Origin of the sequence: Exiguobacterium sp. s138, assembly GCF_018618775.1 — a bacterium.
In the GTDB taxonomy this organism is placed as follows: Bacteria; Bacillota; Bacilli; order Exiguobacteriales; family Exiguobacteriaceae; genus Exiguobacterium_A; species Exiguobacterium_A artemiae.
The window spans coordinates 104610-124415 of record NZ_JACSMW010000006.1; the positions used below are offsets into that span (position 1 = coordinate 104610).

At 44.7% G+C, this 19806-nt stretch carries 24 protein-coding genes; 16 read left to right on the plus strand and 8 right to left on the minus strand.

Going from position 1 to position 19806, the window contains the following annotated elements; translation table 11 throughout:
• Window position 1 precedes the first annotated feature (1 nt).
• Both KNP91_RS12685 and KNP91_RS12690 read left to right on the plus strand, forming a co-directional pair.
• On the plus strand, window positions 2-445 hold the full coding sequence (locus tag KNP91_RS12685) for a hypothetical protein (protein WP_251136039.1): 444 nt from the start codon (window positions 2-4) through the stop codon (window positions 443-445).
• A 160-nt stretch (window positions 446-605) separates the two neighbouring features.
• A complete protein-coding gene (locus KNP91_RS12690) occupies window positions 606-971 on the plus strand; it encodes an ArsR/SmtB family transcription factor (RefSeq protein WP_214767312.1) in 366 nt (121 codons plus the stop codon).
• A 35-nt stretch (window positions 972-1006) separates the two neighbouring features.
• Here KNP91_RS12690 and KNP91_RS12695 read toward each other — a convergent pair whose 3' ends face one another.
• Both KNP91_RS12695 and KNP91_RS12700 read right to left on the minus strand, forming a co-directional pair.
• Complete coding sequence (locus KNP91_RS12695) at window positions 1007-1651, minus strand: CHASE3 domain-containing protein (protein ID WP_214767314.1); 645 nt, start codon at window positions 1649-1651, stop codon at window positions 1007-1009.
• A 163-nt stretch (window positions 1652-1814) separates the two neighbouring features.
• Window positions 1815-2684: a YitT family protein gene (locus KNP91_RS12700; protein WP_214767316.1), complete on the minus strand. Its 870-nt coding sequence runs from the start codon at window positions 2682-2684 to the stop codon at window positions 1815-1817.
• Window positions 2685-2823: 139 nt separating this feature from the next.
• Here KNP91_RS12700 and KNP91_RS12705 point away from each other — a divergent pair, with 139 nt between their 5' ends.
• Window positions 2824-3432, plus strand: coding sequence for a hypothetical protein (locus KNP91_RS12705; RefSeq protein WP_012369452.1), 609 nt, complete (start codon window positions 2824-2826; stop codon window positions 3430-3432).
• Window positions 3433-3615: 183 nt separating this feature from the next.
• The gene (locus KNP91_RS12710) at window positions 3616-4452 is read left to right on the plus strand and encodes a formate/nitrite transporter family protein (protein WP_012369453.1); all 837 of its coding nucleotides are present in this window, start codon (window positions 3616-3618) and stop codon (window positions 4450-4452) included.
• 80 nt (window positions 4453-4532) lie between these two features.
• Here KNP91_RS12710 and KNP91_RS12715 read toward each other — a convergent pair whose 3' ends face one another.
• Window positions 4533-4952 (minus strand): DUF1232 domain-containing protein, encoded by a 420-nt coding sequence (locus KNP91_RS12715; protein WP_148206662.1) that lies wholly within the window; start codon window positions 4950-4952, stop codon window positions 4533-4535.
• Window positions 4953-5050: 98 nt separating this feature from the next.
• Between KNP91_RS12715 and KNP91_RS12720 the strand changes: the two genes are divergently transcribed.
• On the plus strand, window positions 5051-6274 hold the full coding sequence (locus tag KNP91_RS12720; RefSeq protein ID WP_214767320.1) for an aminopeptidase: 1224 nt from the start codon (window positions 5051-5053) through the stop codon (window positions 6272-6274).
• Between the two features lie 96 nt (window positions 6275-6370).
• Here KNP91_RS12720 and murB read toward each other — a convergent pair whose 3' ends face one another.
• Entirely contained in the window at window positions 6371-7285 is a 915-nt protein-coding gene (gene murB / locus KNP91_RS12725; RefSeq protein WP_012369457.1) for a UDP-N-acetylmuramate dehydrogenase, read from the minus strand.
• Between the two features lie 260 nt (window positions 7286-7545).
• On the opposite strand from murB, the gene KNP91_RS12730 reads away from it, so the two are divergent.
• The 4 genes from KNP91_RS12730 to KNP91_RS12745 all read left to right on the plus strand — a co-directional run bounded on the left by KNP91_RS12730 (window position 7546) and on the right by KNP91_RS12745 (window position 10024).
• On the plus strand, window positions 7546-8061 hold the full coding sequence (locus KNP91_RS12730; protein ID WP_012369458.1) for a GNAT family N-acetyltransferase: 516 nt from the start codon (window positions 7546-7548) through the stop codon (window positions 8059-8061).
• Between the two features lie 29 nt (window positions 8062-8090).
• Window positions 8091-8558: a GNAT family N-acetyltransferase gene (locus tag KNP91_RS12735; RefSeq protein ID WP_214767324.1), complete on the plus strand. Its 468-nt coding sequence runs from the start codon at window positions 8091-8093 to the stop codon at window positions 8556-8558.
• A gap of 56 nt (window positions 8559-8614) precedes the next feature.
• On the plus strand, window positions 8615-8974 hold the full coding sequence (locus KNP91_RS12740) for a hypothetical protein (RefSeq protein WP_012369460.1): 360 nt from the start codon (window positions 8615-8617) through the stop codon (window positions 8972-8974).
• 117 nt (window positions 8975-9091) lie between these two features.
• Window positions 9092-10024, plus strand: coding sequence for a hypothetical protein (locus KNP91_RS12745; RefSeq protein WP_214767326.1), 933 nt, complete (start codon window positions 9092-9094; stop codon window positions 10022-10024).
• Here KNP91_RS12745 and KNP91_RS12750 read toward each other — a convergent pair.
• Complete coding sequence (locus KNP91_RS12750) at window positions 10013-10855, minus strand: GNAT family N-acetyltransferase (RefSeq protein WP_214850320.1); 843 nt, start codon at window positions 10853-10855, stop codon at window positions 10013-10015. The genes KNP91_RS12745 and KNP91_RS12750 overlap by 12 nt on opposite strands.
• Before the next feature lie 110 nt (window positions 10856-10965).
• Between KNP91_RS12750 and KNP91_RS12755 the strand changes: the two genes are divergently transcribed.
• The gene (locus KNP91_RS12755) at window positions 10966-11229 is read left to right on the plus strand and encodes a hypothetical protein (protein ID WP_012369463.1); all 264 of its coding nucleotides are present in this window, start codon (window positions 10966-10968) and stop codon (window positions 11227-11229) included.
• 67 nt (window positions 11230-11296) lie between these two features.
• Here KNP91_RS12755 and KNP91_RS12760 read toward each other — a convergent pair whose 3' ends face one another.
• Entirely contained in the window at window positions 11297-12208 is a 912-nt protein-coding gene (locus KNP91_RS12760) for a hypothetical protein (protein ID WP_214850322.1), read from the minus strand.
• Between the two features lie 187 nt (window positions 12209-12395).
• Here KNP91_RS12760 and nfsA point away from each other — a divergent pair, with 187 nt between their 5' ends.
• From nfsA to KNP91_RS12785, 5 genes are all read left to right on the plus strand, one after another.
• Window positions 12396-13142, plus strand: coding sequence for an oxygen-insensitive NADPH nitroreductase (nfsA, locus tag KNP91_RS12765; protein ID WP_214850324.1), 747 nt, complete (start codon window positions 12396-12398; stop codon window positions 13140-13142).
• A gap of 14 nt (window positions 13143-13156) precedes the next feature.
• Window positions 13157-14374, plus strand: coding sequence for an LCP family protein (locus tag KNP91_RS12770; RefSeq protein WP_214850326.1), 1218 nt, complete (start codon window positions 13157-13159; stop codon window positions 14372-14374).
• 79 nt (window positions 14375-14453) lie between these two features.
• Window positions 14454-15164, plus strand: coding sequence for an SDR family oxidoreductase (locus KNP91_RS12775; protein ID WP_012369467.1), 711 nt, complete (start codon window positions 14454-14456; stop codon window positions 15162-15164).
• Window positions 15165-15341: 177 nt separating this feature from the next.
• Window positions 15342-15887, plus strand: a complete 546-nt coding sequence (locus KNP91_RS12780) for a TlpA family protein disulfide reductase (RefSeq protein WP_012369468.1) — start codon at window positions 15342-15344, stop codon at window positions 15885-15887.
• A 4-nt stretch (window positions 15888-15891) separates the two neighbouring features.
• Window positions 15892-16341: a hypothetical protein gene (locus KNP91_RS12785; RefSeq protein WP_012369469.1), complete on the plus strand. Its 450-nt coding sequence runs from the start codon at window positions 15892-15894 to the stop codon at window positions 16339-16341.
• A gap of 87 nt (window positions 16342-16428) precedes the next feature.
• Here KNP91_RS12785 and KNP91_RS12790 read toward each other — a convergent pair whose 3' ends face one another.
• Window positions 16429-16638, minus strand: a complete 210-nt coding sequence (locus KNP91_RS12790) for a DUF3006 domain-containing protein (RefSeq protein WP_012369470.1) — start codon at window positions 16636-16638, stop codon at window positions 16429-16431.
• Between the two features lie 257 nt (window positions 16639-16895).
• On the minus strand, window positions 16896-18269 hold the full coding sequence (gene nhaC / locus KNP91_RS12795; RefSeq protein WP_214850329.1) for a Na+/H+ antiporter NhaC: 1374 nt from the start codon (window positions 18267-18269) through the stop codon (window positions 16896-16898).
• 502 nt (window positions 18270-18771) lie between these two features.
• Here nhaC and argC point away from each other — a divergent pair.
• On the plus strand, window positions 18772-19803 hold the full coding sequence (argC, locus tag KNP91_RS12800; RefSeq protein ID WP_214767338.1) for an N-acetyl-gamma-glutamyl-phosphate reductase: 1032 nt from the start codon (window positions 18772-18774) through the stop codon (window positions 19801-19803).
• Window positions 19804-19806 lie beyond the last annotated feature (3 nt).

A 19806-nucleotide genomic window follows, 5' to 3' on the forward strand; every position in this document is an offset into this window, starting at 1 on the left:
GATGGTCGTGAAATGGCAGTCTGTTCGATTTCGAGGACGATGGATTCGATATAAAATCGAACCGCAAATCATTCGAGTCGAAAATCGCGGGAAATATCATTTAGGGGCAGCTCTATTTCCTTTCCCGAATCGTTATTCCTATCAACTGGCGGTCTTATTAAAGAATAAATACCAGCAACAGTATAAACGTTCCTTACTCATTCAAACGAGTTCCATCGCAACGGAAATCTGGGGACACACACATCTGGACATTTTTTACCGGATGCTGCTGCCGCTTCCGTTACCCCGTTTTTTACGGAAACGTTACCAGGAGCGTTTGAAAAGTACAGGTGTGATTGATATCGGTGTACGTGCCGTCGATTCCAATCGTATCGTATGGGATATCGGAAATTTTTTGGGCGGTTGGTTCTTTTATGCCGTCTCAAGACGAAACCGTGACAAATGAACAGGTCTGCTTTCCGCTTTGGATGAACGGGAAGCAGACCTGTTTTGTTTTTCGATGTTCAGTTACCGGATTTAAAGGAGTCAGTCGTTGGAGTCTTGGAGTGATTTCCTTGCAATTCATTTGAAACGATGGTGGAATTAAAGGGAAAGAGGTGATGACTGTGGATGCACCACGTTGTGAAACGATTGCGATTGATCAGGTACGTGCGCAAGAGATTGAGCAAGTCGTCGATACGATTCCGACGACAGATATCGGAAAGTTATTCAAAGTCCTGTCAGATGCCACGCGTCTGCGGATTGCTTACGCCTTAACGGTAGAAGAGGAACTTTGCGTCTGTGATGTCTCGGCTTCGGTAGATTGCTCGATTGCAACAGCTTCTCACCATCTCCGCACCTTGCTGAAACAAGGTTTGGTGAAATATAGAAAAGAAGGTAAGGTCGTCTACTACTCGTTGGACGATCACCATGTCTCATCGCTCGTCCATCTGGCCATGGAGCATGTAAACGAGGGGAAAGCGTCCTCATAAGTCTGCTCCATCACAAAAACAAACACGCATCGTTCTTACGGACGGTACGTGTTTGTTTTGTTTTCGAGAATTGGTTTGGACCGGTGAAATAAAATAATGGTCGTTGCGATTAACAAAAAAGCTAAAATGGATAAGCTGAAGCACATCCGTTTATATTCTGCCGTCATTTCAGTAGTCAATTCCAGTTTTTGCTCCAGATCACGATATAATTTGTCTTTGATCTGCGACAGATCTTCAAGAATTGTTTGAGTCGTTTGAGTCGTTTGTTTCGCCAACTTTTTCGCACGTTGCGGATGATCTGTTTCGTAGACGGTAAACACCTCTTGAATCTCTTCTTCCCACGCATTGTTGCGTGACAATAAATCTTTTACTGCCCCGGGGGTCTGATTGGAGGAATTCAGTAATCGCCGTAAATCATGAACTTTAGAGGTGGAAAAATAGTATTGTTCGATGTAACGATCATCTTCGTATAATAGCAGTCCCCGAACAGCATTCGCCCGGTCGCGATTATGCTCTATCAGTTGGTCCACTTGTTTAATCATTGGAATGTCCTGTGTATGCATCTCTGCCGTCAGCTTCGAAATCGTACGATACCCGCTGAGAGCGTAGAGGAGGGGGATCGAGGCAAACAGGCTGACGACTAGAATAAGGATGATGCGGTGACGCCATAATTGATTCATACAATTCGTCCTTTTTTTTACAAAACGTAATGTCATTAGCTTAACCACTATTTCCCAAAAAGTGAAGGATTCTTCAGAAAAATGTGGAACATTTTCTTTGGATTCGCGTATTATACACAAAAAAACCGCTACAACGAGTGTAGCGGCGACAGAATTAAGGCTATTAAAAAGAATAGGAATGCTCTTTATAGTTACCGAAGACCGTGTGAATTTCAGAAAATGTAACAAAGGCATTTGATTCGACGGAGGAAACAATTTCCTGAAGCTTAAGAATTTCATTGTTCTGAACAACGACATAGACCATCTTTTTCGTTCGTTTCGAATATCCGCCGCGGGCATCGAGAATCGTTACACCGCGCCCAAGTTCTTTTGTAATGACATCATTGATTTCATCGGCTTTTTCACAAATGATGATACATTGTTTAGAAGCAGAGTAAAAACTGTATACTGTCTGAAGTGCTTTTGCTCGAACGAAACTCATGATTAAAGCATACATGACATGTTTTAAATCAAACACGAACCAGACAAGTACATAGATGACTAAATCCTGCATTAAAAAAATACGCGGAAGCGGCCAATTGTGGAAGCGGGCATAAAAGAACTTTCCAAGAATATCAAGACCGCCAGTCGAGGCGCCGCCAAAGAAGATTAAAGCCATTGCCAAACCGGAGACAAGTCCGGCAAAAATGGAAGCGACCAGTGGATCATTTAAAGATTCCGGAACGATTTGAGTCGGAATCCAGTCAATCAGGAATGATGAAGCCAAGACGATGAGACCGGATAAAAACATAAAACGTTTTCTCAAAAAACGAAATCCTAGTAAAAAAAGTGGAATATTCAAGACCAGTTGTGTCAAGCCGATTGGCGTGTGGAATAATTCCTGAACAATAAGTGTGATTCCCATGATTCCGCCGGATCCGATATCATTCGGCGATAAGAGAAGACTGATGTACAACGAGTACAGCAACGTCCCGATCAAGAGGAAACCGATTTTCTCTGTACGTTTTTTCTTTGCGGGCTGTTTAGTTTTCATGTTGATTGATGAGTAATCTCATGCTCCTCCTCCATAAAGTATCTGCCTGCAAGAGTACGCTGATATGAGGATTAATTCAACCCCTGTTTTGAAAAAAGAACAATCAAACCATCTGTTTTTCAGAAAGGAGACCATTTTTTTGAAAAAAATCATACTGGTCATTCTCTGCATTGGACTCGGATTATCGGCAGGATCATGGTTTGTTCTGAATTTACAGCAGCCACCGGAAGAAGAGCGTTTTAAGGATGGTCAGGTGATTGCGCGTCATGTCGGGATATCGGTTTCCAATACGGCTGCGATTGAAGAGCTAGTTAAGCAGTTGCCATTTTCCGAAGCGTTGACTGCTGTATCGATAGAGGGGACGTCCGTGAAGATGACATACGAACCGGCCGGAAAAGAACAGGCGGACTGGACAGGCAGTAATGAAAAGACAATCCGGTCTGCTGGCACTTCTTTTCTCGAGAGCCGATTATCCAAGCTGATCATGCATCATACATTAGCACTTTTTTTAAGTGTCTCTGATTTATCTGAACTTCAAATCCGTTACACCGACACAGTTTCTGACGTCACGTTTGAGACGGACCGACAACGGATTGAAGACTATACACCGCGGGATATTGAACGGGCTACTTCTTCCGCAACCAGATTTAACCGCGTCGTTGTCGAAGACTATGTACTGGTCGAATCCAGACGGTCGGTATTCTTTAAAAAATTCGAGGATGCGTTGCAAATCCTTCCTTCAAACTAGTTGTATTCACCAAGAAAAGGCACTTTTCACAAACTTGACACAATGGTATCGTTTACATCCTGCTCTTTTAATAAAACGTTAAATAGTGTCTATTCATGACTTGAACATCTTATAAGATGGAAGTATGATAATAAATGAACAGACATTGTGAAGTGTTGAACAAAAGAAAGCGGGGTTTCTACAATGAATGAAGTAGAAGCATTAGAAGGGTTAAGAAAAAAAGCTGTCAAATCGACACAAATGCTACGGATGCGTCCGCTGGAATATTTGGTTCGAGCGATGTTAGCTGGAGTATTCATTGGTTTTGCCATCATATTTACACTCAAAGCAATCAACGGTTTATATTTAAATGAATCACCGGTTACGACGCTTGTCGGTGGATTGACATTCGGTGTCGCACTCGTCTTGATCGTCTACGGCGGAGCAGAATTGTTTACCGGAAACACCATGTATTTCACGACGTCGACCATGCGTGGTTTTACTTCGAAAATGGATACATTGAAAGTATGGACACTATGTTTTATCGGAAACGGTCTTGGTGGACTTGCCTTCGCCTTACTCTTTTCACAGACAGGAATTATCCAGGAGCTCGGAATGGAGAACTGGTTGTTTGCTGTTTCCGAAACGAAAATTCATCATACGACATGGGAGATCTTCACACGAGCCATCTTCTGTAACTGGATGGTCTGTCTAGCGATTTTCATTCCGAAAAATATGAAAAACGAACTGGCACAAATCATGATGATGATGATTTTAGTTGCTGTGTTCTTTGCCTCCGGTTTTGATCACGTCATTGCCAACATGGCCTTGTTCTCACTGGCTTTAGTCGTTCCGCATCCGGAAGCGATTTCCTTTGCCGGTGCGATCCATAACCTGGTTCCGGCATTGCTTGGAAACATCATCGGCGGAGCATTGTTCATGGGGATGGTTTACACATGGCTTAATAAATCAAAGCTGGAAGTAGAACAGTCAAACGAACAGGCAGCGACAATCAACATCGCTTCCAAACAAAAAGCTTAAAAATCGTTAAGGACGTCGTTATAAAAACAAAAAAGAAGGATTCGATGAAAAATCGGATCCTTCTTTTTTGATGTCTGTCATTATTCGAGATGTTGAAAACGATCGACATCTGCTGCTAGTTCTTCATAAATGGCTTCGACGATTTGAGCATCATCGAACAGGCCTAAAATATTTTCATCGGGCAGGGCATCAACCGGAGACGTGAAGTACAAAACGGCCGTCAATAAAAGTTGTTCCTGTTCTGGTTGCATTTCGAAACGTTTGTTGTACAAAGCACGTAACATCTCGAGCAACTGCTTGAGCTGGAAGTAAAGAACAAGTTCTGCTTCGCGTTCGACATCCGAGCCGTCCTCAGAGGCAAGATCTGTCGTCAATCGGGCTAATCCGAGTTCCCCTTGAATCAATAAGTCTTCTTGCGCTTTTGCATTTCCGACCGCGTTTAACGCTTGGCGGTGAAAATAGGTGTAAGCGGATTTAAAATCGCCTGGTGTAAATTCCATCATCAACACTCCTTCTGTATCTCTAGTTTCACCTTATTTCTTGCAAAATTGCAACTATTTCGTGAAAATAAGAGTAATAGTTGAAAGGGGATTACATAATGCCGACTCAAGAACAATTAAAAAAATATGCCGCACTTGCGGTACGTACAGGAATTAACCTGCAAGCCGGTCAGCAACTCGAAATTCGGGCGGGGATTGAAAATGCACCGCTAGTCCGTGAAATCACACGCGTTGCCTACGAGGTGGGCGCTTCGAATGTCTACGTCCAATGGTCAGATGACGAAATGACGAAAATCCGTTACTTCGACGCACCGGAAGATTCATTTGATGCGTTCCCGGACTGGCTGAAAGCCCGCTTTGATCAGTTGGCAGAAGAAAAAACAGCCTTCCTGTCCGTTGTCAGTGAAGATCCTGACTTATTAAACGGCGTCGAATCCAGCCGGATTGCCCGGGCGAATAAAGCTGCAGGGGTGGCATTGGCAAATTGGCGTAAGTTCGTCATGAGCGATAACGTCAGCTGGTGCGTCATAGCCGCGCCGTCAGATGCCTGGGCGGCAAAGGTATTCCCAGACTCGGAACACGCTGTAGAAGACCTGTGGGAAGCTATCTTGAAGGCGACACGTGTCGATCAGGACAATCCGGTCGCGGCGTGGGAGCAACATGATGCGAACCTGCGGACGAAAGCAACCTTCCTGACAGAAAAGAAATACAACAAGTTGCATTATTCAGCACCCGGAACGGAACTGACGATTGAACTGCCGGAGCGTCACGTCTGGTTAGGTGGCGGCGGACCAAACGCGGATGGTGTTGACTTCATCGCCAATCTGCCGACGGAAGAAGTATTTACGTTACCGAAGAAAACAGGCGTCAACGGTCATGTTTCGAGCACGAAACCGCTCAGCTACAGCGGGAATCTGATTGATGAATTCACATTATGGTTTGAAGACGGAAAAATCGTCAAAGCCGAGGCAAAACAGGGGCAGGCAGCGCTTGACGAACTCATCTCATTGGATGAAGGCGCCCGTTATCTCGGAGAAGTGGCCCTCGTACCTCACCACTCACCGATTTCAGATTCGGGTATCTTGTTCTACAATACGTTATTTGACGAAAATGCTTCGTGTCACTTGGCAATCGGTCGTGCGTATTCAACATGTCTCGAAAACGGTCCGAGTTTATCAAATGAAGAATTGGCGGCACAAGGCGCAAACGATTCAATGACACACGTCGATTTCATGATTGGTTCAGGTCAGATGTCGATTGACGGTGAGTTGTCTGACGGGACACGCGAACCATTGATGCGTGACGGAAACTGGGCAATCTAATGCAGGAATTTTGACGGAAAGAAAAACAAGGGAGCACCCGGGCAGAATTAACATGCCGCGGTGCTCCCTTGTTTAGTTCGATGGGATGAACAGGAATCAAGCTTCTTCGCCGATGATTTTTACTTCCGGCTCCAGTAAGATACCGAACTTTTCCTGGACGGTTTCCTGAACGTGGCGGATGAGCGAGATGTAGTCGGTCGCTGTGGCATCCTTGATATTGACAATGAAACCAGCGTGTTTTTGTGACACTTCCGCGCCACCGATTCGTGCACCTTGCAAGCCGCTGTCTTGAATCAGTTTACCGGCAAAATATCCTTCCGGACGTTTGAAGACACTCCCGCATGAAGGATACTCGAGAGGTTGTTTCGTCTCACGTTTATGCGTCAGATCGTCCATCATTTCCTTGATTAAAGCAGGGTCGCCTTCTGTTAATGAAAAACGTCCTTCGAGAATGATGTACTCTTTTTTCGAAAAACAGCTTGTCCGGTACCCGAGCTCAAGTTCTTCGTGTGAGATGTTTAACAGCTCACCTTTACGTGTCAAGACCGTTGCACTGTGGAGGCAGTCTTTTACTTCTCCGCCATAGGCACCGGCATTCATGATGAGTGCGCCGCCAATCGTTCCCGGGATACCGCAGGCAAACTCAAGACCGCTTAAGGCGTGGTCGTAGGCGATACGTGAAGCCTGGATGATGGCCGCACCGCTCTGCGCGATCAGTTCATGTCCTTCAACCGAAATATCCGTTAATTTTTCAAAGGATAAAACGATGCCGCGGATACCGCCGTCGCGGACAACGAGATTCGAACCGTTTCCAAGCATCGTCAACGGGAGGTCATGTTCATAGGCATACCGGACAGCGAATGCAGTTTCTTCGTATGTCGACGGGATGAGGAATAAATCTGCCAGTCCACCCATCTTGGTGTACGTATGGTTTTTTAAGGGTTCATTAATTAAAACAGCTTCTTTTGCAATACCTTCATATAATCCAGCTAATAATTGCTCAGTCATCATGTCTCAGTCCTTTTTCATAAATTCCATTCAGCCAAAAAACGCTCAAAATATATTTTACACTAATTCCGTGATTGATGTTTAGCATACTGTTCCCAAAATACAGAGTTGACAGATAAAAAGCAAGCTGTTCGTGAAGAATGTAATCGAATCAACATGTAGATGTTGTTTTCTTTTTATAAAAAATGAGCGGATTGTGAATGAATAAAAGTAAAAAAGGGAAAATTAAAGAAACGACTGTCATCCGGAAAGAGGGGATTTAAATGGAAAGTGAACGACTGGAAATGCGACCGTTCGTAGAAGAGGATTTTACGTTTTATAAAACCCTTGTTCAAAATGAGCAGGTCATGCGTTACATCAACGGCGGTGTCGTCTTAGACGAGGATAAGGCGCGGAGTTGGTTTGAGCGTCAACTGGATCGCTACAAGGATGAGCGGCAAACCGGATTTTTATTGTTAATCAAAAAAGAGACGAATGAACCGATTGGATTTGCCGGACTGCTTTTACAAACAGTCGATGGAATCGAGGAACTCGAAGTCGGCTACTGGTTGACGCCGATTCATTGGAAAGTGGGATATGGCCGGGAAGCAGCCAAACGACTGATGCGCGAAGCATTCGAGCGGGGACATGACCGTCTCATTTCTATCATTCATCCGGAAAATCATTCTTCGCAAAATGTTGCGCGGGCGAATGGGTTACAATGGGAAAAAGACACGTTGTTCAACGGAATTCCGGTCGTTATCTATTCCTGCCGGTTGTCCCGATTGTTCAGAGGTTGAATTTAGAAGCCAAGAGGAGCGAATCAGGTATGTATCAGACAAAGTGGATGGGGTTCAATGAGTTGGATAATACAAGCTTGTATCAATTATTGAAATTAAGAACAGATATATTTGTCGTGGAGCAGAATTGTCCGTACCCGGAACTCGATAACCGTGATCAAGATGCCCTGCATGGTCTCGCATATGACGGCGAACGTTTGATTGGTTGCCTGCGCATTTTGCCGAGGAAGTCGTCAGGCGCCGTTGCAATCGGTCGGGTAGCGGTCCAAACGGATTACCGGTCAAACGGCGTAGCAAGAAAACTGTTGAACGAAGCGATTACTCACATCGAGAAGCAAGGGGAATCATTGATTGATCTCCAGGCTCAGGCACATTTGAAACGGTTTTACGGTTCCTTTGGTTTTAAAGAAACGTCCGATGTCTATTTAGAGGACGGAATTCCTCATCTAGACATGCAAATGAACTTGGGGGAAGATTCAAAAAGACTTCAGGAATAGGACGTACGAACCGATGAAGAGAGCAGGAAGAACTTTGTCTGGAGGTGAGTCAGTCATTGAAAAAAGTACTGGTCATTCTCGCGTTAAGTTTGATTGGCGTATTGTCGTTTGCTGTCGGAATTTCCTACGCTGAACTTCAAAGTAGTCAACGCAGTGCAGAAGAACAGTTGACGAAGATGTTGCAGACACAGCACAACATCGATAAAACGTCACTACTGGAAGTGAAGGCTTCTTTTTCCATTCAACATCGTCAAGTGATTAAAGTACGTTTGCGCGGTGAACCGGCAATTACTTATGAATTCATTCAGCCTAAACAACAGATTGAATACAGCGGCTCGGTTGGAACCAGTGTTGAAAAAACCGGAAAACAGGATGAAGCATTCCGGAATTCACATCTCCAGTTAAGTAAAAAATAAAAATCTTGGTGCTTCTTTCTCCATAAAGAAGCTGCCAAGATTTTTTTTGAGCCTTTCAAGACGATTCAATATTGCGTACACTACGAAGAGAGACATCATGCAGGGGGACAATAATTTATGAAAAGATTTGTTAAAAACGAAGCCATCGCTCCGGCGCTGAATGCTTTTCTTACACTTGAGAACGAAGCCTTTCAAACATATAATCAATTGCTGACAGCACAGGAGCGGCAAGCTTTGAATTTTGTCGGACGGGCCGTCGCGCTTCAATCGGACAAACATCTCGCGTTAGCTCTTGAGACGAAACAGCCGTTGATTGAGATGGACCGTTTACTGATGAAATTGACGGAAATCGAGCAGGGCGCGCTGCTGTTTCGACAGTTGCTTGCATCCGGTCTCGATCTGAATCAACTTATCACAGTCGAAGGTCACCGGTCGCTTGTCAGACAGCCGTTATCTTTTCCTGTAGGCTTGTATACAGTCTATGACCACGTCTTGTTTCAACTTGCCGTCGATTCGGGGTTGGACCTAAACTACACAACGACATTGCAACGGAGTGACCGTTTTCTTGAAACGGATGAAATCAATACCCTGGACATCGTGTTGTTGTTGACGCATGAGCAGGCACCGGATGAACAGAGTCTTCCGTTGTTTCAACATCCGGCGACAGTCGGTCTGGCAGAACGGCTCCAACGAGCGAAGTTTGAAAGCCTGCAATCCATCATTGAGAACACCCGGTATGTTACAACATTTCGATATGCCAAACATTTTCCGCTTTTTTATGCGATCGTCGGTCGTCAGACGGAACAATTCCCGAAGATGCTAGACGATGTTTTGATGGAACAAAATCAGGAGGAAATTCTAAAGGATGCCTTATTGGCATTTCATAATCATCAACCGGGTCTTGCAACAAGTATGGGAACGGATTATTACGAAAGTTTATTTGTCATCGGCGACCATTTAAAGCGGCAGGCGGGTATCGATTTCAATACGTTGGATGATCAATATATACTCAGCGAATACTCGGAAATCGTTCAACGGTTACGTAGTTAACGAAACCGGTTCACAGGAATAACGGTGCCAATTCGAAAAAATTTGAATATCACAAAAAGTTGTCGGTTGATACAGGCGAAGAGCTTCTTGATGGGTCGAAAAACAATACACTTCAAAAGATAAGATATTTTTCTTATGTAATTTCATTTGGAACGTATCGAGAATCCGGCGCCCGTATCCCTGGTTTTTTAATTGGGGTAAACACGTGATTTCCAAAAGGCGGACGACCTGCTTATGCTGTTCAATCAGAAGGGTTCCAACAACAGTGTTCTTGTCGTAGACGAGGTAGGGCAGGACACCTTGATCGACTAAATAATCGAGATGGATAGCATCATAAGGGAAAAGAAAGTCGGAATAACGGATTGCGTCATTGCGAATCGTCAAGAACAACTGACGGTTGCGCAAGGAAAGTGGTTTAAATTGAACGGAGACGGGTCGGCCACGCGTCAGACCAATCAGCCGAAATTGTTCACAGGACAAAGAGTACCCTAAAGCGTTCCAGGTCGTGATGAATCCAAAGTCGTTCGGCGGTATGATTTGGACATCGATATGACGGGGAGAAAACGAGAGTGCCTGCAAATGGACATGGTGAGCGAGAATTTGAAACGCCTGTAGATTGGTATAGGAAGCATTTAAAAGTTGAACGGTATGTTCGAAAACATGAAATCCGAGAGTTGCCTGGACATGATCTTCATGCCAAATCGTCCATTGCTGGTGTTCGATCGGTGGGTAGGAAAATGATGACGGGGAAGACGGAGTGGTACGGAGTAAGCGATGGACCAAACGCCGTTGTGGATGAGATAATTGGTCGTACGATAAAATGTTCAACACGTGCACGTCCTTTCAGAAAAAATGAAAGCCAGTGCATTTAGTATAACAAAAAATATGGTATTTTAATGTATTAAATTGAAATTAAAGGTAAATAATCAGGTGGTGATGAGATGACGAGACTACTGATGGCGACAGGTCTTTTTTTGATCCTGATCGGTATGAATCCTGTTCACGCACAGGAAATTGAAAAAAAAGAAACGACAGTCCGGCAATCTACCACATACGGCAGTTACGGGACGATGGATGAGATTATCACGGATCAAAAGGAACCGACATATGACGGATTCGACTCTCCAAACGATATGGCTTTTTTATTCGCCTGCATTGCTTTGCTTGCGACAGTTGGATTAGGAATCGTAAATGCGACAGATTAAAGAAAAAGACGATTAGTTCTCAGGACTTGCCGAAGAACGTTTCGTCTTTTTTTGCAGGGATTTCAGCTTAAAAGTGAATATGTTTACGTCGTCCGACCCGTTCAATCCGATCATGTTCATCCTTTAATCCGGCTTGTTCAAGCAAACTAAGATAATACCGGAAGGGCGTCGAACGATGTGAGAAATAAGGAATATACTCCGTAAACAACATCGTTTCAGCACGTTCGAGTTCACGTAAAGCGATCAGCGCATGCAGTTCGGCAAAACGGATTTCTTGATACAAGACCAGCATGTCCGCATCGACACGAACTTTCGCCCGGAGTTTTTTGGCATGCGTGTTTAATAAGGCAACATAAGCCTCCCGTTCACTGACGTCCGTACAATGTGTGAGGACGGCGAGGAAGAGGTCGCTTCGTTCCGTGTCGACATCGATCGGTACCTTGACGGCAGTATAGATGGCGCGTTGCATCCAAGTCTGATCCGATGCGTCCAGTTTGTAATAACCGACCAGTTCTTCGAACAGTTCGACTTGTGTGACCTTAATCAATCGGAAGGGATCGTTACTTAAAAAAAGCGGTTCTTCTCCGGCGGCTGAAGAAAGTAAAAAAAAGAATTCTTCAAAAGCAACCCGTGTTCCGTTTTTTCGACCGATATAATGGCGTAAATGTTTCAGCAGGCGTTTCGCCGTCACGTACCAATTTTTTTGTTCGCGGACGGAGACCAGCTCATTCGGCTCCAAGTACTGTAAATCATATGCGAGTTGAATGAATTGTTCTGTTTGCTCGATCGCCTGTTCGACAGTCGGTTGATCTTGTTCTTTCTGTAATCCTTTATACTTCGCAAACTGGGATAACATCAAATCAAGATCTTTTTCTTCGATGACTTGTTTCGGAAGTTGACGATAGATTTCTACGATGATGTCGCGAAGGGTCGTATCGCCATATTGTTCAAGTAAAAGACGCAGTTTACGAATTCTCATGATCGCCCTCCTTCGACAAAAAAGACACAATAGTAGTTCTATCCTTTTCCCGATTTTTTTAAGAAGTAATCGGCAGTGCATGGAATTCAAAAATGATTGTTTCGGAACACGGGTAGCTAACATTTGCACTTCCGGAAAGGTTTGCCTATCGTTAAGAGAATCATTAACAAAAAGGGAGCGATTATTCATGAATGAAACAATCGAACATTTACTTAACCACCGGTCTATCCGTAAATTCAAGCCTCATCAATTAGATCAAGAGACAGTCGAAACGCTCGTCCGTTCGGCCCAGTCTGCCTCTACGTCTTCTTATCAGCAGGCCTATGCCATCATCGGCGTGGAGGACGAAGCACTGAAACGACAATTGGTCGATGTAGCGAGCGGTCAATCTTACGTCGCTGAGAACAGTTACTTTTTCGTTTTTTGTATCGATTATCATAAACACATCCTGGCAGCGAAAATCGCATCCGGTTCCGTGGACCGGACGGTCGAAACGACGGAAGCCTTGATTGTCGGTGCGGTCGATGCCGGTTTAGCCGCCCAAAATCTAGTCATTGCAGCGGAATCGTTAGGATACGGCACCGTCTATATCGGTTCATTACGAAATGACGCTGCCAAAGTGAGTGAACTGTTGGGCTTGCCGGATCATGTCGTTCCGTTATTTGGAGTCGCAGTCGGTATTCCCGACCAACAGCCGGGGAAAAAACCCCGCCTTCCGATGGATGCGGTCTTCCACCGGAATACGTATACTAATGACGACACGATGCGTGAATTGTTGTCGCAATATGAAGGAGAAACGTCTACGTATTATGGAGAACGAACAGATGGACGCCGGACGGAAGGATGGGTCTATCAGATGGCTGCTTCGATGAGGGAGCCGAAACGGACATATATGCATGACTTTTTACAGGAAAAACACTTAGCCCGAGATTGATACGGAGGTAACCTATGGAAGAATTTCATTCAGGACGTTCCCGTTTAGAGCGCAGACGTCAGGAAGAATTGCGTGAATCAGAGAAGATGGAGCAGGGGAAAGCATCCCGCGAATCCATGGATCAAAATCATGAAAGAGAACAATCTGCCAGTCAACGGTATTTAGATGAGCCGTCGGAAAGAACGCCTGCCCGGAAAGAGGTATCAAGACCATCTGCAAAGCGCTTGCAGGCCGGAGCCGGAATCATCGTGCGTTCAGGAACAAGACTGGCGAGTATGGCCTTGAATCGTTTCAGCCAACGTCGTGCTTCAAGGAGCAACAGAACGAAAGAGCCGGTGCGTGAAGCAGAAGCTGAACAGCGGTTGAAAAAACAGCCTGTTCCGAAAAAGAAACGTCGCTTCAAGTCAAAGCTGTTCGGTTTATTATTACTCGTCCTGATTGCAGCCGTTCTTTTTAGTTCACAACCGTTTACGTTTCTTCTGATCGGAAGTGACGCCCGGCCGGGAGAATCATTACGCGGTTCGAGATCAGATTCACTGTCCGTCATGCAATTCGTACCGCTCTCACGGACGATTCAATTGACGTCGATTCCTCGTGATACGTATACGCCGATTGCCTGTGAAAACGGCAAAAAGGATAAGATCACCCATGCCTTTGCATACGGCGGCGAAGGTTGTACGAGCAGTGCAGTCAGCGGACTTCTCGATCAAGACATTGACAGTAAAATCGTCATTTCATTTGACAGCTTCATCGGATTGATTGATGAAATCGGAGGAGTCGATTTAGTGTCGACAGGAACGTTCTCGGAACAAGATGCGAGTGGAAAAGCCAATCAGTATTCGTTCCAAAAAGGAAAAGAATATCACATGGATGGGGCAATGGCGTTAGCCTATTCCCGTCACCGTAAAACGGATACAGACGTGGCACGGGCAAACCGACAGTCGGAAGTCATCCAAGCCGTGGCGACACATTTGATGAAACCGACGGGATGGTCGAGTATTCCCGGCGCACACCGGTATATGAAGGAAGAAATGAATCTCGATGTCAGCGTCCGTCAGATGATGACGGCGGGGCTATCGCTCGCGTTGTTCTCGAAACGGGAACACCTTGAAGTCGAAGGTGTCAGTGAGCGGATGAATGGTATTTTCTATGACTTCCCTAAGGAAAAAGAATTGAAGGACTTGCGTGCGAAACTCGACACGACGTTTTATGGGACATTAAAAAACGATTAATTTTTCAAAACGGGTTTGTTCTTTCTCGAACAGTGGAAATTAGTAAAGGTGACTAAACTATCGAGGAGGGACCTATCATATGAAAGTATTAGTTGTAGGTGCATCAGGTACAATCGGAGCTCGTGTCGTCAAGTCGCTCGCTAAAGGTCATCAAGTCACGGTTATCGTCCGCCATCAGCATTTAGTGGAACGATTTGAAAAACTTGGTGTTAAAGCGCACTATGTCGATATCGAAACAGAACTCGAAAAAGTCATCGAACAGGGTGTTTCCGGTCAAGACGCTGTCATTTGTGCAGCGACAGCCGGTGTTGACGGGGAACCGACTGAAATCGAGTTACTGGACCGGACGGTTGCTTTAAAAACGATTGATGCTGCGAAAAAGGCGCGTGTTCGTCATTTCGTCCTCCTCAGTGCCTATGGTGCTGATCGTCCGAACCAATTTAAAAAAGAGATGTATCCGTTCTACGCTGCCAAAAATGCAGCCGAAGAACAGATTGAACATAGTGGACTCACATATACGATCATTTGTCCGGTTAACATCGTTGACGGAGAAGGACGCGGATTGATTGAGGCCGATGAAGACTTGAAGGATGTCAAGGAAGCCACGATTTCCGAAACAGATGTTGCCTCTATCCTCGTCGCTGCCGTCGACAATCGGGCGCTCTTTAATCGCCGACTGGAAGTCAAAGAAGGTAAAACGACATTAAACGAAGCACTTGGCGGAGATGAGGCGGTTGGCAGCGTTAAAGATAACCGTCAGGTCAAAAAACAATTGCCGCGTTATAATTAATGAACGAAACGATGTGAAAATCGTTGACAGGAGTTGGAGAACATCCGACTCCTGTTTTTTTGTACGTCAAATATATTTCATCCGAGCGGAAAAAAAGTCAGCACCAGTCTGCCTTTTTTGTCACAAATCAAGCGGGCGATTCTGCTACACTACATACATAGAGGAGTGACGAAATCAGTGAAAAAATATGTAGTGTATCTGATGGCAGCAATCATCATTTCGGGAATTGCCTATACAAGTTACAGCGCCTATCAGACGAAACAGGACCAACAACAAATGAAAGCAAAACAACAAGCAGAGGGTGGACTTGAAACAGGAATGAAAGCGCCTGACCTCGAAATAGAACAAGACGGTCGAATGATTCATTTGTCTGATTTAACGGATCAGCTCATCGTCATTAATTTTTGGGCAACCTGGTGCCCCCCTTGTCAGCAGGAAATACCGGAATTAAATGCCTTTGCCAAATCGACATCAATCCCGGTGTACGGTATCAACGTGACGACTGCGGAAAGACGGTTGAGTGATGTAAAACAGTTTTTGAAAAAAACACCGATTACGTACTCGGTACTTTATGATACGAAAGGACAATCGGAAAAAACGTATCAGTTAGTGGCGATGCCGGCGACTTACATTATTGATCAAACAGGGACGATTGTCGGAAAACATGTCGGACCCGTTACGCAAGAGATGTTGAAAGAGATGGTGCGGAAGATCGGAGGATAACCGGATGGAATTATATTGTGCGGTATGTACGTATCGTCAAATCATTGAAATCGGTCAGCAGGAAGAGTGGAAAGGATTTCCGTCGGTGTTGACGTATGGAATGGAAAGTTACGCATCAGCATTGCCTTTTTTATTTGTTCCACCGTATCAAGAGCCGCTCGTCAGTCGCCAAAAAATTGATGACCGGATACGGGCCGAGTTGATTCGGACGTACCATGCCCATATTGAGGAGATTGAAGACGGATGGGTACCGCATCAATATGATGTCTTTCAGTGTCCGACCTGTCAGCAAATCTCCACCCGGTTTTGGTGCGCCTTGTTTTTGAAAGGGGCAATCATTGAACCGGTCCATCGCTGTGAACAAGATAATTCTGTTTTGGTTCGACTTTCTTTGGATGAGCTCACCCAAACGCCCTGTCCAAGCTGCGCTGAACAGACGCTCCAGATTCGTTAACAGACAAAAGCCATCTGTCGCAAGAAACGACTATTCGAGACAACGTGTCTGCTAGTCATTTTAAGCGGTCAGATGGCTTTTTAAGTGTCAACCCATTTGCCGAAACGAAAACGTTTGAAAGGAAGACTGGGTAGAGTTAGTTGCATCAATTGAATAATTAGATCCGTCGAATAATATTGTATCACCAAGCCTTGCTTCAGTAGGCAAATAGCGGCGTGGGATGAAACTTGAACCATTCTCCCAGAGAAGAACAGCATATTTTCCATCAAGCCGTTCCAGTGTGCCACGTTTGATCATAATCGAACTCCTCCTACAAAATTACATCGAACGCATCCTTAGGATCAGGTGCAAGTTTCTCTTTTTATAATTCGCTGTAATTTTTTAATCTTATGTTTGGTATATTCCCATTTCCTTTTGAATTTACACATGTTTATTTGTAATTGCTGAATTCTGTACAATATTTGTTAAACAAAGTGAAAAGAAATATATTTTCAAGTAATCTTCAAGAAAAAAACAGAACTGATTGTTCAGTTCTGCTTCAGGAAATCCGTCGATTAAGCTGCCAAATCTTTTGCAGCTTGTTTGGTAGGGCGGGTAAAGGCAAAAACGAAAGTGAAGAAAGGCGACAGTAACAAGAAAAAGGCGAATGGAACATACGCAGTAACTGGGACACCGAGTGTCGAGGCGAAGAACGCACCGGATACACCCCAAGGAATCAACGGATTCACAAGAGTTCCACCGTCTTCGAGAGCCCGTGAGAGAAAACGCGGATCAATCGAACGGTCTTTAAAGATCTGTTTAAACGCTTGACCGGGTAACAGGATAGACAAGTATTGTTCACCGGCCATGAAGTTGACGCCGATTGAAGCGAGTGCAGCCGATGAGATGATGCTGCCGTCCCGTTTTAATTTTGAAACCGTGTTTTCGATAATGACATCGATGACGCCAATTCCACGAAGGACACCACCGAAAGCTAGGGCAAGCATGACAAGTGAAACGGACCACATCATCGACTGGAGACCACCTTTGCTGACGATACTTGCAACGGTGTCATTGGCTGTTTCAATCTTTAATCCGTTTTGGATGACGCTCATCCATTGTCCGATGTTCCAGTTGCCTTGTGTTAATCCAGTCAACAGGAGACCGCTCAGGACGCCGACAATCAGAGTCGGAACGACGGGTGTTTTACGTAATGCAAGAATCATTACGAGTAACGGTGACAGCAGTGTCCATGGCGAGAGATTAAACAGACGCGTCAATTCCTGTTGGGTGGAGCCGATAGTTTGTGAATCAATCGAACCGTCTCCCCGTCCGAAGATAAAGAACAGAATGAACGTGATTGTAATGGCAGGAATTGTTGTGCCCATCATAAAACGAATATGATCAAAGACCGAGACATTGATGATTCCCGGTGCAAAATTCGTTGTATCGGATAAAGGGGACATCTTATCTCCGAAACAGGCACCGCTGATGATGGCACCGGCGGCAAGGGCCGGATTAACACCAAGTGCGACTGCGATTCCCATCAAAGCAACACCGACCGTTCCGATTGTTGTAAAGGAACTCCCGGTAAACGTCGAAACGATCATCGTAATGATTAAAGCACTTGGTGCGAACCATGTTGCAGAAAGTGTTTCCAGTCCGTAGTAAAGGAGTGTCGGAACAGCTCCGCTCATCATCCAGACGGCAATCGTCATACCGACAAGCAACATGATTAAGATCGGTTTGATGGCTTCACGAATTCCGTTAATCATATGTTGTTCCAGTTGTTCATAACGGAAGCCGCGGACAGCGGCATAGGCGACGACAAAAATCAAACTGGATAAGATAGCGAGATGCGGTTCGGCTTTAGCACCGAATATAACGGATAATAAGATAATGATACTAATTCCTAGGACAGCTGCGGATTCACGAAAAGACATACGCATGCTTCCACCTCCTTAAATTCTATGTTGCGTTTATGCTTGTTTGCTTTTACGTACGAAAGTAAAATGAAGAACAGTTGTTATGTTAAAGGATATGAATTCATTCGTCAACTATCTGGATTCCGTTCTAAATGACAGGATAAATAGAAAATGTGACGAAAATTTGTCGTAAACGCTTTCTTTTTCGGCAGAAATCTTGCACAATAGGAAATAAGAGATGTCGATTTTGTGAACAGGAGGAGATACATATGTTTACTGCAATTTTTGTCGTAGTCATTGCGTTAATGGGAGCCAGTGTTTACGGAATTGATCACATGGTCGCTCAACGGGCGGAAAAAAGATAATTTCATTTCGGATAAAAAAAGGCTTTAATCAGTCACATCTATTGAGATGTCATTGATCAAAGCCTTTTTTCTATGTTTAAAATAAATAAAAATTCATTTGACAGTATAAATATACATATGTTTAAATCGAATTATCATTTAAGGGCAAAGGGGTTTCGACGATGAAATGTACGATTGTAGGTGCGACCGGATATGCTGCGATTGAGCTGATACGCCTGATTGAATTACATCCTCATTTGGAAATCGTCTCATTGATCAGCGATTCGCAAACCAATCAGGAAATGAATGATTTATACAGTTTCATGAATAATAAACAATTTCCTGTACTGACAGCATTTTCACTGGAACAAATTGAAGCGGTGGAAACAGATCTTTTATTTTTAGCGACGCCGAGCGGAATTTCCACGAAATATCTGAAACAGCTGGATGACTGGAAAGGAACGGTCATCGATTTGAGCGGAGACTTGCGTCTTGAAAAATCATTGTATGAAAAATGGTATCCCCATGAAGGCGTCGATGCGGTTCTCCAGAAAAAAGCAACCTACGGACTGACGGAATGGAAGCGGGAGCAAATCAAGGACAGTCGTTTAATTGCCAATCCGGGTTGTTATGCTACGGCTGTCTTACTTGGGTTATTACCGTTATTAGAAGAGCGGGTGATTGATCCGTCGCAAATCATCATTCATGCGAGCTCCGGCTTGTCGGGAGCAGGAAAAACATTGACGGAACAAACACACCACGTTCGATCAAGCGAAAATGTCCGATTGTACAAAATGAACCAACATCAACATATTCCGGAAATCGAATCGATTGCTGAAGACATCACCGGACAACAGATCACCGTGTCACTTGCTACGTATCTCGTGCCACTCAACCGTGGCATCATGGCGACGATGACGTTGCAGCCCCTCGTTGAAAAAACGGAAGCCGAGTGGCGGACATGGTTCATTGAAAAATATAAGCAGGAATCCTTTATCCGTGTCGGACAAACGGATCCGGAAATCAAATCGGCAGCCGGAAGCAACTATTGTGACATTTCGGTCTATCTGGATACACGTACGGGAAGACTGACGGTCGTATCCGTGCTGGATAACATGCAAAAAGGCGCAGCAGGACAAGCGATTCAAAATGCCAATGTCATTGGCGGATATCCAGAAACACTAGGTCTGACACAACAGCCATTCTTTATATAGAGG